This is a genomic window from Corynebacterium coyleae, from assembly GCF_030408635.1.
GTDB lineage: Bacteria > Actinomycetota > Actinomycetes > Mycobacteriales > Mycobacteriaceae > Corynebacterium > Corynebacterium coyleae.
This window is the reverse complement of record NZ_CP047198.1, coordinates 251,992-266,516: the sequence shown is the minus strand read 5'-3', so window position 1 is coordinate 266,516 and position 14,525 is coordinate 251,992. Positions and strand designations below refer to the sequence as shown.

General features: G+C 61.6%; 14 protein-coding genes. 3 read left to right on the top strand and 11 right to left on the bottom strand.

The genetic code is table 11. From position 1 onward, the window contains the following. Positions 1-252 precede the first annotated feature (252 nt). The 6 genes from CCOY_RS01200 to CCOY_RS01175 form a co-directional block, all read right to left on the bottom strand. Positions 253-1,569 carry a hypothetical protein gene (locus CCOY_RS01200; RefSeq protein ID WP_092101304.1) on the bottom strand — a complete coding sequence of 439 codons (1,317 nt, stop codon included), beginning with the start codon at positions 1,567-1,569 and terminating at the stop codon, positions 253-255. 851 nt (positions 1,570-2,420) lie between these two features. Then, positions 2,421-2,522 (bottom strand): 30S ribosomal protein bS22, encoded by a 102-nt coding sequence (locus CCOY_RS01195; protein WP_003855542.1) that lies wholly within the window; start codon positions 2,520-2,522, stop codon positions 2,421-2,423. Between the two features lie 211 nt (positions 2,523-2,733). Continuing rightward, positions 2,734-2,925, bottom strand: coding sequence for a helix-turn-helix domain-containing protein (locus CCOY_RS01190; RefSeq protein WP_070421497.1), 192 nt, complete (start codon positions 2,923-2,925; stop codon positions 2,734-2,736). Positions 2,926-3,106: 181 nt separating this feature from the next. Next, a complete protein-coding gene (gene proC, locus CCOY_RS01185) occupies positions 3,107-3,919 on the bottom strand; it encodes a pyrroline-5-carboxylate reductase (RefSeq protein ID WP_070421580.1) in 813 nt (270 codons plus the stop codon). Between the two features lie 11 nt (positions 3,920-3,930). Beyond that, positions 3,931-4,761 (bottom strand): hypothetical protein, encoded by an 831-nt coding sequence (locus CCOY_RS01180; RefSeq protein WP_092101300.1) that lies wholly within the window; start codon positions 4,759-4,761, stop codon positions 3,931-3,933. Then, the gene (locus CCOY_RS01175; protein ID WP_070421581.1) at positions 4,762-5,715 is read right to left on the bottom strand and encodes a Ppx/GppA family phosphatase; all 954 of its coding nucleotides are present in this window, start codon (positions 5,713-5,715) and stop codon (positions 4,762-4,764) included. It abuts the gene before it with no gap. Positions 5,716-5,748: 33 nt separating this feature from the next. Between CCOY_RS01175 and CCOY_RS01170 the strand changes: the two genes are divergently transcribed. Continuing rightward, positions 5,749-6,648 carry a DUF3109 family protein gene (locus CCOY_RS01170; RefSeq protein WP_092101298.1) on the top strand — a complete coding sequence of 300 codons (900 nt, stop codon included), beginning with the start codon at positions 5,749-5,751 and terminating at the stop codon, positions 6,646-6,648. On the opposite strand, the gene CCOY_RS01165 is transcribed toward CCOY_RS01170, so the two are convergent. Genes CCOY_RS01165 through CCOY_RS01155 form a run of 3 tightly spaced genes read right to left on the bottom strand, consistent with a single transcriptional unit; the run spans position 6,630 to position 9,257 of the window. Next, positions 6,630-7,319, bottom strand: a complete 690-nt coding sequence (locus CCOY_RS01165; protein ID WP_070453179.1) for a response regulator — start codon at positions 7,317-7,319, stop codon at positions 6,630-6,632. The genes CCOY_RS01170 and CCOY_RS01165 overlap by 19 nt on opposite strands. Next, positions 7,316-8,500, bottom strand: coding sequence for a sensor histidine kinase (locus CCOY_RS01160; RefSeq protein WP_208856577.1), 1,185 nt, complete (start codon positions 8,498-8,500; stop codon positions 7,316-7,318). Before CCOY_RS01160 ends, CCOY_RS01165 begins: the two co-directional genes overlap by 4 nt. Before the next feature lie 10 nt (positions 8,501-8,510). After that, positions 8,511-9,257 (bottom strand): phosphoglyceromutase, encoded by a 747-nt coding sequence (locus tag CCOY_RS01155; protein ID WP_070421582.1) that lies wholly within the window; start codon positions 9,255-9,257, stop codon positions 8,511-8,513. Between the two features lie 40 nt (positions 9,258-9,297). Between CCOY_RS01155 and CCOY_RS01150 the strand changes: the two genes are divergently transcribed. Next, positions 9,298-10,398, top strand: a complete 1,101-nt coding sequence (locus tag CCOY_RS01150; RefSeq protein WP_143028447.1) for a chymotrypsin family serine protease — start codon at positions 9,298-9,300, stop codon at positions 10,396-10,398. On the opposite strand, the gene mshA is transcribed toward CCOY_RS01150, so the two are convergent. Further along, positions 10,395-11,657: a D-inositol-3-phosphate glycosyltransferase gene (gene mshA / locus CCOY_RS01145; RefSeq protein ID WP_092101294.1), complete on the bottom strand. Its 1,263-nt coding sequence runs from the start codon at positions 11,655-11,657 to the stop codon at positions 10,395-10,397. The genes CCOY_RS01150 and mshA overlap by 4 nt on opposite strands. Before the next feature lie 23 nt (positions 11,658-11,680). Beyond that, a complete protein-coding gene (locus CCOY_RS01140) occupies positions 11,681-12,673 on the bottom strand; it encodes a MinD/ParA family ATP-binding protein (protein ID WP_244268665.1) in 993 nt (330 codons plus the stop codon). A 48-nt stretch (positions 12,674-12,721) separates the two neighbouring features. Between CCOY_RS01140 and CCOY_RS01135 the strand changes: the two genes are divergently transcribed. Continuing rightward, positions 12,722-14,515, top strand: a complete 1,794-nt coding sequence (locus CCOY_RS01135; protein WP_342027946.1) for a long-chain-fatty-acid--CoA ligase — start codon at positions 12,722-12,724, stop codon at positions 14,513-14,515. Positions 14,516-14,525 lie beyond the last annotated feature (10 nt).

Sequence of the window (14,525 nt, the reverse complement as noted above, 5' to 3'; positions counted from 1 at the left end):
CACTGTTATGCCTCGTAGTTTTGGGTTCCCGCAATCCTGGCCTGCTGTTTTCCGCTGGTCGTCTAGCTCGGTGGTTGTGCAACCAGACGATGAGCTCCGTATTGACCATGGTGGTCGTTATCACCTGGAGGTTTGTGAAGGCGGTTTCGAGACCGTCTAGCTGGGTTTGTGGTCGTGCTAGACGATCAGGGGCAGCAACGAAAAGAGTGTGCCCTCATTGGGGCACACTCTTTGTGGTTTGGGTGTTTGGTTTTAGAGCATCATGTTGGCGAAGGCGAAGCCGATTCCGACGATGGCTAGCAGGGCGACGATCGGGGCGACGATGGCGACGATGTTGCCGTCTGCTTCTGCAGGCTTGTTGTCTGCCTGCTTGTTGGCGTTGTCCACCTTGGCCGGTGCTTCCTGCTCCTCAGCGTTTGCCTTGTTGTCGTCAGCGTCTGCCTGGTCTTGTACCTGCTCCTCGGCCTTGTCGTTAGCCTTGTCGGCCTGAGCCGGGGCTTCTGCTTCGACCTGTGCTGGTGCTTCTGCCTTGTCGTCAACCTTGGCGGGTGCTTCTGGTTTGTTGTCGATGATGGCACCTGCCATGGCACTGAAGTCGCCGATTTCAAGGTTGTCAGCAGCAATACGCGCAGTATTGATCTTTAGTACGTCCCAGTCGGCGGGGACAACCGCGTTGCCGTTGGGGGTTTCAAGCAGGTATGGCTTTTCCGAGTAGTTGAACTTGCCAAACTGGTACAGGTAGTTCATCACCGAGTCATACTCCGGCGCCATCGGAAGGGAAACACCTTTCATCAACTCGCCGACGGTGTCGTTAGCACCCCAGTGGCGAAGATCTAGAGTGTGGCCTAACTCGTGCAGGATGGTGTTGCGCAGTTTTGCATCCGATCCCATCAGGCGGTTATTCGCGATGAAAAACGAGTTATCACCAACCAAGGAAATACCCGAGGCGTAGTTACCTTGATCAATCTGATCACCGATAACCCCGATACGGAAGATGTTGTCACGCTCACCTAAGAACTCCTCGATGTTGTCGAGCAGTTTGTACGCCTGGATTTCATCCTTGAAGTAGTAGCGGTTGTAGTCGACGGTTTCCCCACCTTGTGGGGTGTAGTTGGGGATGTTGGTAAACAACTCGCCTGCGTCGATGTGCAGGTTAATGCCGTGGTCGTCGAACAGGTCGACCATCTCCTTGAGCATCTGTGCCGATGGGCCAAGGTTGCGCTTGTCAGCGAAATCACAAGCGTCAACGTAGGTGTCTTCGCAGCCAAGGCTGCGGTATTCGGACGCCATCCAGTTCAGTTGCAAAAACAGATCCGGACGATTCACATCAGCCCCATAACCGGGAAGCGGTACTGCAGTGCCGTCAGACAAGATGACACCGTGTTGTTCCCATACGTCGGGAAGGCCGTCGCCGTCAGAATCAACCAGGTCGAGCCCAGCGCCGAAATCAACCGGGGCGATCAATGCTTGCTCATCGCAAGCGTCGCACGCATTGGCGGGGGTGATACCGGCAATGGCCATGGTGGCAGTCAGTGCTGCTGCGATGGTGTTGCGGATTGCGTTGCGCATTGGTGGTGCTCCTTGGTGATTTCTTGTTTCGCTGATCAGGACCTGTTCTTCCTGACACGCTTAAGGTTATGCAGTTTGTATGCGCAGGTAAAACGGTTGCTGGACACATTGTTTTTTGGCGGGATTGTTCAACGTTTTTTCTGGATTGTTCAACGCTTTGCCCCTGGTTAACGTCTGGATTGTTCACCAATCCAACCCACATTCCAGACCGAGGCGAAGGGTTGTTGAACGATCTGATTTGCCTTGGGTGCACTTCGTTGAACAATCTTTATGCATGCATAGTATGCGGTTTAAGGGTGTTTTCAGCCAACACCCGCCCGTTTGAATCGCGACCTGGGGAAATGCCGGAACAGCACTTCAAAACAGCCCTAAAATGGTCGGAAGGATTGTTCAACGACTGTGAAAACGGCTCGAAATGGGTGTGACGTGCGGATTGTTCAGCAATCCGCACCACCTGCTTACCCCCGGAAATTACCCCCGTTTTACGAGCACACACGCAACAATAGCCTTCGAGACACGAAAACAGGGCGTTTCAACCCCACGAACACACCAGCCCACCACCCCAACGCTCATCGTCTAGCTCCCTGAAACACCAGCTAGACGATCAGCCCCATAACGACAAACACCCCCAACACCACCAGGGCAAACACAGAGGCCAAAACGAGACCGTCTAGCAGCATCACAAGCCCAGCTAGACGATCAGCCCACAGACCAGGAGAACACCACCCCACCATCCGCCCCAACCCCAATCCGACGCCATATATAGGGACACACCCACACCCCACCATCCGCTCCACGGAAGGCAAACAAAAAGCCCGCCTCCACAAAAACGGAGGCGGGCGGCGCTTGGCTTACTTGCCGAGCTTACGACGCTGCACACGAGTGCGGCGGAGCATCTTGCGGTGCTTCTTCTTCGACATACGCTTGCGGCGCTTCTTAATAACTGAACCCATAAGGCTTCCTCTTTTCTAACGTTGCTTCGTACGTACGTGGTCGGCACGACCGCTTGCGCGGAACAGTGGGAGGTGCACACTCCCACAGGTTGTGGCCAACCTGAACACGCCAAGCATACAGGCGTGCAGACCAGCAGCCAAAAACCGAAAACGCCCGTTCCCCCACTGAAATCAGGTGGGAACGGGCGTTTCGTAGGGGTCTGGAGTGGTTTTACCCCACGTCGTAGACGGAGGACTCCAGGTATTCGTTCACCGCGTTTTCGTTGACACGGAACGAACGGCCTACGCGGACGGCAGGCAGTTCGCCGGAGTGAACGAGGCGGTAGACGGTCATCTTGGAGACGCGCATAATCTCCGCGACTTCGGCGACCGTCAGGAACTTTCCTTTATCTTCATTAACCACTTAATTCTTACCTCTCGGCACGCAAACGCGCTGCAGGCTTCCCCTCCCGCAGGACGAACACGCACGTGCTCCAACCACCCTAACGTGAAACATGGGTTGAGTGCGACTTAAGGGAGAGAATTTTTTCAGAGTGCAGGTAGTGAACACACAGCATCAGTTGTGACGGGTGTGACTACCGGGGTTATTCCTCGCCAAGTTCCTTCGACCGGCGCGCACAGGCCTCCATCGCGCGGTAGAACGCACCACGCAGACCGGACTCCTCCAACTCGCGGATCGCACGCGCGGTTGTGCCTGCCGGGGACGAAACGTTGGCACGCAACTGCACGGGCCCATCCTCGCCTTCCAGCATCGCGCCTGCACCGGCCGCGGTGGCCTTAGCCAGACGCTCCGCAAGGTCGCGCGGCAGGCCGAGGGACACGCCCGCGTCCACCATCGCTTCGGTGACAAGGAAGAAGTACGCAGGGCCGGAGCCGGACACTGCGGTCACTGCGTCGATCTGCGGTTCGGTGACGGTGACAACCTCGCCGGCGGCGGCGAGCAGTTCATCGACGGTCTGCCGCTGCTCGTCGTCAACGAAACGCCCGTAGGTCACCGCAAGCACGCCCTTACCGACGAGCATGGGCGTATTCGGCATAACGCGCGCGATCGGGGCGCCTGCGAGCGCCACTGCCTCTTCCATCGCTGCCAGCGTGATACCTGCTGCCATGGAGACCAGGACCGGGGTGTTGTCGGCGTCGCCAAAGCCTTCGCCAATTTCGGCGATGACGTCGAGGATGCCCGCGGGTTTCACGCACAGGAACACGACGTCGGCGTGCTGTACGGCTTCGTGGTTGTCGTTGGTGGTGCGCACGCCGTAGCGCTCACGCAATACTTCGCTGCGTTGCGACGACCTATTCGTCGCCGTGATCTTCTCCGGGTCGTAACCGGACTGGATCAGACCCGACAGGAGCGCTTCGCCGATATTTCCGGCGCCAATAATTGCGATGTTTGCCATGGTTGCCATGTTTAGATCAACGCGGGCCCAAATGCCATAACTGCTGCAGCGATACCTGCAAGCGCCATGTTCAGACCATCACGTCCGGTGCGCATCGCACGCACACCGAAGACCACGCCGACCACTGCGACGATGCCAAGCAGCACCGCGACAACTGGGATGACGTGCGCCCACAGCCACTTGAATGCCAGGAACCCAAGCACACCCAGCAGCACGCCCAGGCCAACGAGCAGCACCATCAGAATCGGGTTGATGGAGGCGTCCTCGACTTCGATGTCGCGGACGTCCTCATCAGGCAGGTCGTTCTCGAACAGGTCGAGCTCCGCATCCTGCTTATCGACGACTACCTCCTCTACCGGCTTCTCCTCCGACTGAGGAGCCGCCACAGCAGCCGCAGCTGCCGCAGGCGCCGCCGGTGCCGTGGCCTGTGCTGCAGGCTTCTCCGCAGGCTTAGCAGCAGGTTTCTCTGCCGGCTTTCCTGCCGGCTTGGCAGCGCCTTCGCGCACGACCGGAATGACGTGGGTGTCGTCTTCGGCAGGCGGAGCCTGAGTCGGCTTCGCCTTGGCCACTGCCTCTTCAGGCTTCTCCTGCTTGGCAGGCTTCTCCGCAGGCTTCTCCTGCTTGGGGGTCTTTGCCGGTTCGGCGGGGGCGTCGATAGGCACGCTCGAGTGCTTCGCCTCGACAGGTTTGACGTTGACCTTCTTAAAGGAGTCGGTGAGCTCGGCGACCGAAACGCCACCGTCTTCGAGGCTGCGGCGGCGCCGGGGGCGTCGTGTGGCCGAAGGATTTTCCTTCTCGGCGCGCGCGAGGAGCTCGGCTACCGTGAGCTGCTTGTCGGCCATTTACTCGTCGTCTCCTTTATCGGCATTCAAACCGCCCTGGTCGATGCGTTTCAGAATCACGCCTTCACGCAAGGCCCACGGGCAGATCTCCAACTTATCAATATTTAGTGCGCGCATTGCAGCCTCGGCAACGAGGGCACCGGCGACGATCTGGTGGGATCGGTCCGCATTGATGCCTTCGAGCTCCGCACGGTCCGCTGCTGTCATGCGTGAAATGAACGCGATGAGCTGGCGCAAACCGGGTGCGGTGAGGGTGCGCTGCACGAACGGACCTGCCGACGATGGTGCTGCACCGGTAAGGCGGGCAAGGGAGCGGAACGTCTTCGACGTACCCACCGCCAGGCCTACCTCGCCGAGTGCTTTAAATTCTTCGGCGGGGCCGGCGAGTTCCGCGTCGATGTAGTCGCGCAGCATGTTGATCTTCTTACGCTCTGGCGGGTCGGTGTCGAACCACTCGTGGGTCAGACGGCCAGCGCCGAGGTCCAGCGACACTGCCAGGTCCGGCATTTCTTCGGTGCCTGAGGAAATCTCGAGCGAGCCACCGCCGATGTCCAGGTTGGTGATGCGGCCGGCGGACCAGCCGTGCCAGCGGCGGGCAGCGAGGAAGGTCAGGCGTGCTTCCTCTTCGCCGGAGAGGATCTCTAGGTCCACGCCGGTTTTCTTCTTCACCTGCTTCAGCACGTCCTCGGAGTTCGTCGCGGAGCGCACTGCCGAGGTGGCGAAGGCAAGGACCTCTTTGCACTTGAGATTGTTGGAGAGGTCGGCTGCTTCCTGGCAGGCGTCGACAAGTTTGTCGATGCCTTTTTGTTCGATGTTGCCTTTCTTATCCAGCAACTCGACAAGCCGCAGCGGCTGCTTCCAGTCACTCATCGGGGTGGGGCGTCCGCCACCGTATGCATCGACCGCCACAAGATGGACGGTGTTGCTTCCGACGTCTAATACACCTAATCGCACCACCTCAGCGTAACGGGTCTACGGTGTGCAAGTGTGAATCAACCAGCCCCGAATCCTGTTTTTCTTGGCTTTCCGGCAGATTCCCCGGCAGGTCGCTCCATTGCGGCAGGCAGGGAAACGGCCCAGGAATTCCCGCGCGAATGGTTTGAGTTTGTCCACCCGGAGGACCCTGACCACACGTTTTCGCTAGATCTGACCTGGCTCGAGTCCACGTGGTCATGCCGCTTTGGCACGTCACAGTGCCTGGGTATCGACGAATCCAACCAGGCGGTCGGCTGCTGCATCCACGGCGCATACATTGCCGACGAAGAAGACCGCGACACCGTATATAACTCCGTTGCGTTGATGCCGGCGAAGTACTGGCAGTTGCGTCCGGCCGACACGGATGAGTTCTTCAAGGCCGACGACCCCACGTGGCTCGAGCCGTGGCTGGAGTGGGACGACAGCGATGAAGAGGACGACGGCCCGCACATCAAGACAAAGGTGGTCGACGGCGCCTGCATCTTCGCCAACCGCCCCGGCCACCCGACCGGTGCGGGCTGTGCGCTGCACCAGTGGGCGATGGCGGAAGGCCACAACATCGTTGGCACTAAGCCGGAAGTGTGCTGGCAGGTGCCGTTCTCCCGCGAAGACGAATGGCAAGAGCGTAGCGACGGCCACGAGATCCTGCGCACCACCATCGGCGAGTACGACCGCCGCCAGTGGGGCGACGGTGGCGAGGATTTCGACTGGTGGTGCACCGCCTCACCGCAGTGCCACACCTCAAACAACGGCAGCCTCAAGCCGATTTGGCAGTCCATGAAGGACGAGTTGATTGCGCTGATTGGTGAGGTCCCGTATGCGATCGTCGCAAAGCATTGCGAGGCTCGCACGAACCTGCCGCGGGAGGCGAAAGCCACCCACCCCGCGACGGATCAGGCCTCGAACTTGTAACCCAAGCCGCGCACGGTAACCAGCTGAGTGGGGCGCTTCGGCTCCGCCTCGATCTTGGAGCGCAGGCGCTTGACGTGGACGTCGAGGGTCTTCGTGTCGCCCACGTAGTCGGCGCCCCAGATGCGGTCGATCAACTGGCCGCGGGTGAGCACGCGGCCGGCGTTGCGCATGAGGTACTCGAGCAGGTCGAACTCTTTGAGCGGCATGGGCACCGGCTGGCCGTCCACGAGCACCGTGTGACGGTCGATGTCCATGACCACCCGGCCGCCCTTCAGCAGCTGGTCGTCGGCATCCTCCGCACTTTCCGCCTCCGGGCCGCGGCGCAGCACCGCGCGGATGCGGGCGACGAGTTCGCGGGTGGAGTACGGCTTGGTCACGTAATCGTCCGCTCCCAGCTCCAGGCCGACAACCTTATCGATCTCACTGTCACGCGCCGTGACCATAATGATCGGCACCGACGACTCCGCACGCAGCTTTCGGCACACCTCCGTGCCACTCATCCCCGGCAGCATGAGATCCAGCAGAACCAGATCGATGTCTTCAGAGTCGAAGAGCTGCAGCGCCGTCGGACCGTCCGGCGCGATCTTGGTCTCAAACCCTTCCTTGCCCAGCAAAAACGCGAGCGGGTCCGATAAGTTCTCTTCGTCCTCGACGATAAGGATGGTCGTCACTGCTGCTCAAGTTCCTTTCTGCCAGCAGAGGCGTGAACAGATTCCGGGTCAAAGATCGGCAACTCAATGGTGAACGTTGAGCCGGTGCCGGGCCTAGACCACACGGTTATGTTACCGCCATGGTTGGCAACCACGTGCTTGACAATCGCCAGCCCCAGGCCAGTGCCACCTGTCGAGCGGGAACGGGCCTTATCCACCCGGTAGAACCGCTCAAACACGCGTTTTTGGTCCTCGGGCGCAATGCCGATGCCGCGGTCCGTGACACGAATCAGCACCGCTTTGTCGCGCACCGTTTTCTGCGTGATGCTCACCGGCTGCCCATCCGGCGAGTAGTTGATCGCGTTGGATATCAGGTTGGCCACCGCCACTGTGAGCATCGACTTGTCGCCGAGCACGTACAGCCCAGTGGGGGCGCCACGGTTGATTTCAATCTTGCGGTTTTCGGCGGTGACGTGGTTGCGGATGACGGCTTCGTCGATGATGTCGTCGACACGCACTGGCGCCATGTCGGGCAGCGCTTCCGCGCCTTGCAACTTCGACAGCGCAATCAGGTCCGTGATCATCTCCCCCATGCGGTGCGCTTCCTTGTGCAGTTTCCCGCCGAAGTATTCGACCATCTCCGGGTCAGTCGGATCCTGCAGAAGCGCCTCCGCCAGCAGCGACATGCCACCGACGGGGGTTTTGAGCTCGTGCGAGACATTTGCGACGAAATCACGCCGCGCGTGCTCCATCCGCACATTCTCAGACTCGTCGGAGCCGTAAATGATCACCGACGAGTTATCCGTCAGCGTCAACGGAGCAACTACCGCGCGCACGTTACGGATGCGGTTACCGGTGGTGCGCTGTGGCATCTCCATGTCGATGACACGTTGCTCCGCATCGTCCATCACCTGCTCCGCAACGTCGAGTACGCGGGGGTTGACGGTGCCGTCGTGCACAAGCGACATGTCGTGGGCACGCGCGTTGGACAGTTGCACCTTGCCATTTCTTCCAACGACGACGATGCCGGTGGGCGATCCCTGTGTCACCAGGTGCAACATATCGCTGACAGTGCTCACGCCAGTGTCTTCATCGTGGTCGTCCACACTGTTTCGGGCATACCAACGCAATGCCCGCCGCCCGAGATGGGCAGCGGGGACGGCGACGAGCGCGCCGAGAATAAACGCAAGAACTGGCGACACAGCCTAAGCGCTACTTCTTGCCCTGGTTAGCCACAGCGGCAGCGCCAGCAGCGGCAGCCTCCGGGTCGAGGTAGGTACCGCCCGGGTTGAGCACCTTGCCGCGCTCGCCGATTTCGTACAGCAGCGGCATGCCGGTCGGGATGTTCAGCGCCGCAATGTCCTCGTCGGAAATGCCGTCGAGGTACTTCACCAGCGCACGCAGGGAGTTACCGTGCGCCGCAACCATGACGGTCTTGCCCTGCAGCAGCTGCGGCAAGATTGCCTCCTCGTAGTACGGCAGGAAGCGACGCACAACGTCCTGCAGGCACTCGGTGCGCGGCACCTCCGGCAGGAACGCGTAGCGCGGGTCGTTGGTCTGCGCGTACTCGTTATCGATGTCGATCGCCGGCGGCGGAGTGTCGTAGGAACGACGCCACTCCATGAACTGCTCATCGCCGTACTTGTCGCGGATCTCCGCCTTGTTCAGGCCCTGCAGCTTGCCGTAGTGGCGCTCGTTGAGGCGCCAGTTGCGCACAACCGGGATCCAGTGGCGGTCCGCTGCGTTCAGCGCAATGTTGGCGGTGCGGATCGCGCGACGCAGCAGCGAAGTGAACACGATGTCCGGCAGGACACCCTTTTCAACCATGAGCTTGCCGGCGTTGACGGCTTCGCGCTCGCCCTGCTCTGTCAGGTCGACGTCCACCCAGCCGGTGAACTGGTTCGACTTGTTCCACTCACTTTGACCGTGACGTACAAGAATCAACTTTCCGTTACCCATGACTTTAAGCATGCCACGAAAGAGGTTTAGTGTCGTGGGCATGCTCAAGGTTTTTCGCTACGCCGCCGCGGTTGCTGTCGCCGCGGCACTGACCACTGCCCCATCTGCTGCCGCAGCGCCTGCGCTTGCCGCCCCCGGCGCGCCTGTGGCCACACTGTTCGAGGGCTCTAATTCGTTTGCTAACACGTCGCGCTGCAGCCAGGGTCCTTCCGGTGTGGTGCGCACCCCTGACGGGCAGACGAAGCGGATCATGATCACCGCCGCGCACTGCTTCGATGTGGACGATAAAACGGTGCGCCCGGAGGTGTACGCACCGGTGCGAGAAGGTGGCGGAGTGCGCTACCCGCACGTGGGCACCATTGATACGCAGCGCAAGAAGTTCGAGCTGGGCAACGGCGAATTGATGGACTTCTACCGCATTATCGACGAGCCCGACTGGGCCATGGTCCGCCTCGACCCAGGCGTTTCTGCCTCCGGCTGGTCCACCTCCCGCGACCAGTGGGGTTCTGCACCTTCCCGGAACGTGGCGATCACCGGCGTGAAGGATTACCGCAGCCTGGGCAACGAGCTGATCAGCTTTGACAACTTTGGCCAGCCCATCTGCAAAGACGGCATGCGCACCGGCCGCTCGTGCGGCACCCAGGTGTTTCGTACCCAGAACTTCATCTGGCACGTTGGGTTGAACTACGCCTCGGGTGATTCCGGCGGCATCAACTACGACCCGCGCACCGGCGAAGCGATTGGCCTGACGGTGATCGGTTTCGGCCCGTTCGGTAACTCTCAGCAGGTCGACCGCGCCCTCGAATCCGCCTACGGCATCCCCGACGGCCAGGTCAACCAGGCGTTCACTCCGGCGAAGCCTGCTCCGCGTGCGGAGTTTGCAACGCTTCGCGACGAAATCGCCCAGCACAACCCAGCCGCCGCCAAGAAACCCGCGCCGGCACCGACGAAGTTCCACAAACTCACCGGTGCGGTGCACAACGCGCAATCCGACGCGGCCCGCTTCGCCGGCGAGGCACAACGTCTCCCTCAGGCACAAAACCCAGTCGCTGCAGCGCAGGACCTTGCCGGACGTGCGGGCGCCGCAGCCAACCAGCGTGCAGGTGAGATCAGCGCCGCCGTGAACGCGATCATCCGCTAGTTGCCGCCGGGGATCCGGGGAGCCTCACAGGGGTCGTAACCGTCGAGCGCTTGCTTATAGACGCCCGCGAGCTGGTCTGCCGACGCCGCCCAGCTAAACCGGGCCGCGTGGCGGACGGCGGATTCGCCCATGTGGATGCGCGTGGAGTCGTCGATAAGCAACCGCTCCAGCGCGTCCGCCCACTCGTTGGTGTCGTGACTGCCCGCCAGCAGGCCGGTCTCCCCGTCACACACCGCGATCGGGAGCCCGCCGACCTTCGCCGCCACCACCGGCGTACCTGTGGCCTGCGCTTCCACGGCGACCAGGCCGAAGCTTTCGTTGTAACTCGGCACCGCCACAATGTCCGCCGCCTGGTAGATGCTGACAAGTTCCTCCGGCGGGCGCGGGCCAAGGAAACGCACGGTGGCACCCAGCGCCTCCTCGTCCGCGATCGCACGGTAGTGCTCTACTGAGGAGCCGGACCCGCTCGCCCCACCACAGATGATCACGCGCAACGGACCTTCGACGCTGCCGCGGCGCACGACCTCCCCCATCGCACGCAACAACACCTGCGGACCCTTGAAGTCCTGCAACCTGCCCACGAACGCCACCACCTTCGCATGCAACGGAATGCCCAGGTGGCGGCGCGCAAGTTCCGTGTTGCGGTTCGTGCCCGGGGTAAACAACTCCGTATCTGCACCAGGGCTGACCACGGAGATCTTCGACGGGTCCACGTCGTAGAAGCGGGCAAGCTCGCTGGTTTCATCCTCGGTGTTGACCACGAGCGTTTCGGCGTTGTCCACAAGTTGCTGCTCGCAAATACGGCGCGCCTCCGACTCCGATCCACCCACCCCGTAGGCGTTTTTCACCGCCGCCCACGTGTGCCCGGTGTGCACCAGTGGCACCCCGGCAAGATCTGCAAGCAACCACCCCACCTGGCCGGAGAGCCAGTAGTGGGAATGGATCAGGTCGTAAGAGCGCTCGTCTGCTCGGCAGAACTGCACCACCCCGCCGGAGAACGCAGCGAGTTGGGTCGGCAGGTCTTCTTTCTCCAACCCCTCATACGGCCCGGCGACGATATTGATCACCCGGTAGCCGGGCTCGACCTCAACAACCTCGCCCTGGCTGGGCCGCGTCGCACGGGTAAACACATCCACCTGCGTGCCCTGGCGAGCCAGTTGGGTCGCAATGTTGTGAACGTAGACGTTCATGCCACCGGCATCACCTATCCCCGGCTGCTCAAGCGGAGATGTGTGCATTGAAATCATGGCGACGCGCATGCGGGCCAGACTAGCGCGGCACATTACAACGCGTGCCGGTGCCACGCACCGAAGTCCGCAGCTACCGTCGCCGCCAGGTGCTGGTAGGCCTTGAGCGTCGCCGGGGCCATGCGTTCCAAATCGACGACCGCACCTTCCGCCAAGTGCCTGTCGTACGGGATCGTGTGCACCGCCCGCGTGCGCGAGGCGAAGTGTTCGGTGACCTTGCCCATATCGATGGTCGGCTTGCCCGGTGCGGATGAGGAAACGACCACGACAGCGTTGGCGGCCAACTGGTCGTAGCCGTGGAGGTTGAGCCAGTCGAGGGTCGCGGATGCGGACTGCGCGCCGTCGAGAGCAGGTGAGGTGACCAGCACAAGCGCGTTGGCCAGGTCGAGCACGCCCGCCATCGCGGAGTGCATCAGGCCGGTGCCACAGTCGGTGAGAATGACGTTGTAGTGGTGCTGCAGGATGTCGATGGCGTGGCGGTAGTCGGCTTCCGAAAACGCCTCGGAGACCGCCGGGTCTCGCTCGGAGCCGATCACCTCGAGCCGCGATGCTGCCTGGTTAGTAAAGGCACTGACCTGCGGGTAGCGGTGCGTTTCCGGCGCGTGGAGCAGGTCACGGATGGTGGCCGGTGGCGCGGTTGCTGCGCGTTGGGCAAGTGTGCCCAGGTCCGGGTTGGCGTCGATGGCGATGACGCGATCCCCACGGGTCTGTGCGAACACGCCTCCAAGGCCAACGGTGGTTGTGGTCTTACCGACGCCACCTTTCAGGCTCATCACCGCAATGCGGTAGTCGCCGCGCAGGGGCGCACGGATGGCGTCGATAAGCTGCTGCTCCTCGAGTTCTTTGCGCGAACCGCCCGGGTTGATGCGACCACGAGTGGCGGTGTGGATCATTTTGCGCCAGCCCTGTTTCGGCGGCGATTTCACCGGATCCACCAGGTTGGTTTGATCGAGCACCTCAGGTGGTGTGAGTTCAAGCTCCGGCATGGCAACAGCGTCGCGAAGCGTGGCGTCATGGAACGTGGTCATGAAAAATCCCCCCGTATTTCCCCAAATATGTGATGCGGGCAAGTGTAGATGATCAATTTCTTGCGCGCACCCATTCACAACCTACGCAAGGGTAAGTTATACTCCGCAACACGTTTAGTTACACATGACCATAACCGAGAGGATGCAATGGGCGCCGCAGACACACAGGCCTGGATAGAGCAATACGCCGAATGGACGAACCCGCGTCCCGAAATCGGCACAGATACGCTCGTGAGCTGGTTCAACCGGGCCGTGGCCACCCAACCGCGCAGCGCCGCAACGTGGTTCATGGGCAAGGAGCTCACCTACGCCGAGCTCAACGATCACGTCGGCAGCGCGGCAGCCGGCTTGGTCAAACTCGGCGTCCAGCCTGGGGACCGCGTTGCGGTTGCGCTCCCCAACTGCCCGCAGCACGTCATCGCAGTCACGGCGATCCTGCGGCTGGGCGCGGTCGTCGTCGAACACAACCCGCTCTACACCGCAGACGAGCTCGAGCCACAGTTCAACGACCACGGAGCGAAGATTGCGATTGTCTTCGACCGTGAAGCGGACACCTTCCTCTCCCTGCGCGGACGCACCCCGCTGGAAACCGTTGTGGCCGTCAACATGATCGACGAGATGCCAACGCACCTCAAGGCATTGCTCGCACTGCCAATCCCGCCGGTAAAGAAGAAGCGCGCCGAGCTCAGCACCCCCGCCCCAGGGACCATGAACTTCACCGACCTGCTGCGGACGCGTTCTCGCACGGTGCACCTGCCACCGATCGAACCGGAAACCACCGCCTTTATCCTCTACACCTCAGGCACCTCCGGGAAACCTAAGGGTGCGCCACTGTCGCACCGCAATATCGTCTCGGTCCTCAAGGCGGGCATCGAGTGGCTGGAGGACTGGGGTGCGGTGCGCGAAAAGGTGCTCGCCGTGCTGCCGATGTTCCACATCTACGGCCTTGCGTTGAACTACGGCCTGCCACTGACGGTCGGCGGGCAGATCGTGCTCGTGCCCGCACCGCAGCCGCAGTTGTACCAGTCGGCGATCCTGAAAACGCGGCCAACGATGCTGCCGGGCGTGCCCACGCTGTACGCCAAAATCATCGAATGGGCGAAGAAAGACAACGTCGACCTTTCCTCGATTCACACGTCGATCTCCGGCGCATCCACCCTGCCTGCAGAGACGATCGAACTGTGGGAAAACACCACGGGCGGGCGCCTCATCGAAGGCTACGGCCTGACGGAAACCTCGCCGATCCTCGCCGGCAACCCCCTCGACGGCACACGTCGTCCGGGCTACATCGGTCTCCCCTTCCCCAATACGGAGATCCGCATCGCTGACCCGGACGACCCCTCTCGCACCATGTCCGACGGCGAGCCAGGCGAGCTGCTCGCCCGTGGCCCGCAGGTCTTCGCAGGCTATTTGAACAACCCGGAGGCGAACGAGAACGCGTTCCACGATGGCTGGTTCCGCACCGGCGACATGGCCGTCATGGAGCCGGACGGCTGGATCAAGTTGGTGGCGCGCATCAAGGAGATGATCATCACCGGTGGCTTCAACGTGTACCCGGACGAGGTGGAGGGCGTACTTCGCCGCCATCCGGATATCGACGACATCGCAGTCGTCGGCCGCCCCCGCGAGGATGGCGCCGAGGACGTTGTCGCGTGCATCACACTTGTCGACGGCGCCGCGCTCGACCCCGAAGGCCTCAAGGCCTACGCCCGCAAGCACCTGACGCGCTACAAGGTGCCGCGCGAGTTCTACCACTTCGAGGAGCTGAACCGGGACCAGACAGGCAAGATTCGTCGCCGTGAGGTTCGCGACACTCTCGTCAGTCTTCTTACCCAACCGTAGGTAGATGGGC

What these genes read in the sequence shown, in the direction of transcription:
- CCOY_RS01200 (WP_092101304.1), bottom strand. Translation starts at nt 1,569, where the DNA reads ATGCGCAACGCAATCCGCAACACCATCGCAGCAGCACTGACTGCCACC.
- CCOY_RS01195 (WP_003855542.1), bottom strand. Translation starts at nt 2,522, where the DNA reads ATGGGTTCAGTTATTAAGAAGCGCCGCAAGCGTATGTCGAAGAAGAAG.
- proC (WP_070421580.1), bottom strand. Translation starts at nt 3,919, where the DNA reads ATGGCAAACATCGCAATTATTGGCGCCGGAAATATCGGCGAAGCGCTC.
- CCOY_RS01180 (WP_092101300.1), bottom strand. Translation starts at nt 4,761, where the DNA reads ATGGCCGACAAGCAGCTCACGGTAGCCGAGCTCCTCGCGCGCGCCGAG.
- CCOY_RS01155 (WP_070421582.1), bottom strand. Translation starts at nt 9,257, where the DNA reads ATGGGTAACGGAAAGTTGATTCTTGTACGTCACGGTCAAAGTGAGTGG.
- CCOY_RS01150 (WP_143028447.1), top strand. Translation starts at nt 9,298, where the DNA reads ATGCTCAAGGTTTTTCGCTACGCCGCCGCGGTTGCTGTCGCCGCGGCA.
- mshA (WP_092101294.1), bottom strand. Translation starts at nt 11,657, where the DNA reads ATGCGCGTCGCCATGATTTCAATGCACACATCTCCGCTTGAGCAGCCG.
- CCOY_RS01140 (WP_244268665.1), bottom strand. Translation starts at nt 12,673, where the DNA reads ATGACCACGTTCCATGACGCCACGCTTCGCGACGCTGTTGCCATGCCG.
- CCOY_RS01135 (WP_342027946.1), top strand. Translation starts at nt 12,722, where the DNA reads ATGATCAATTTCTTGCGCGCACCCATTCACAACCTACGCAAGGGTAAG.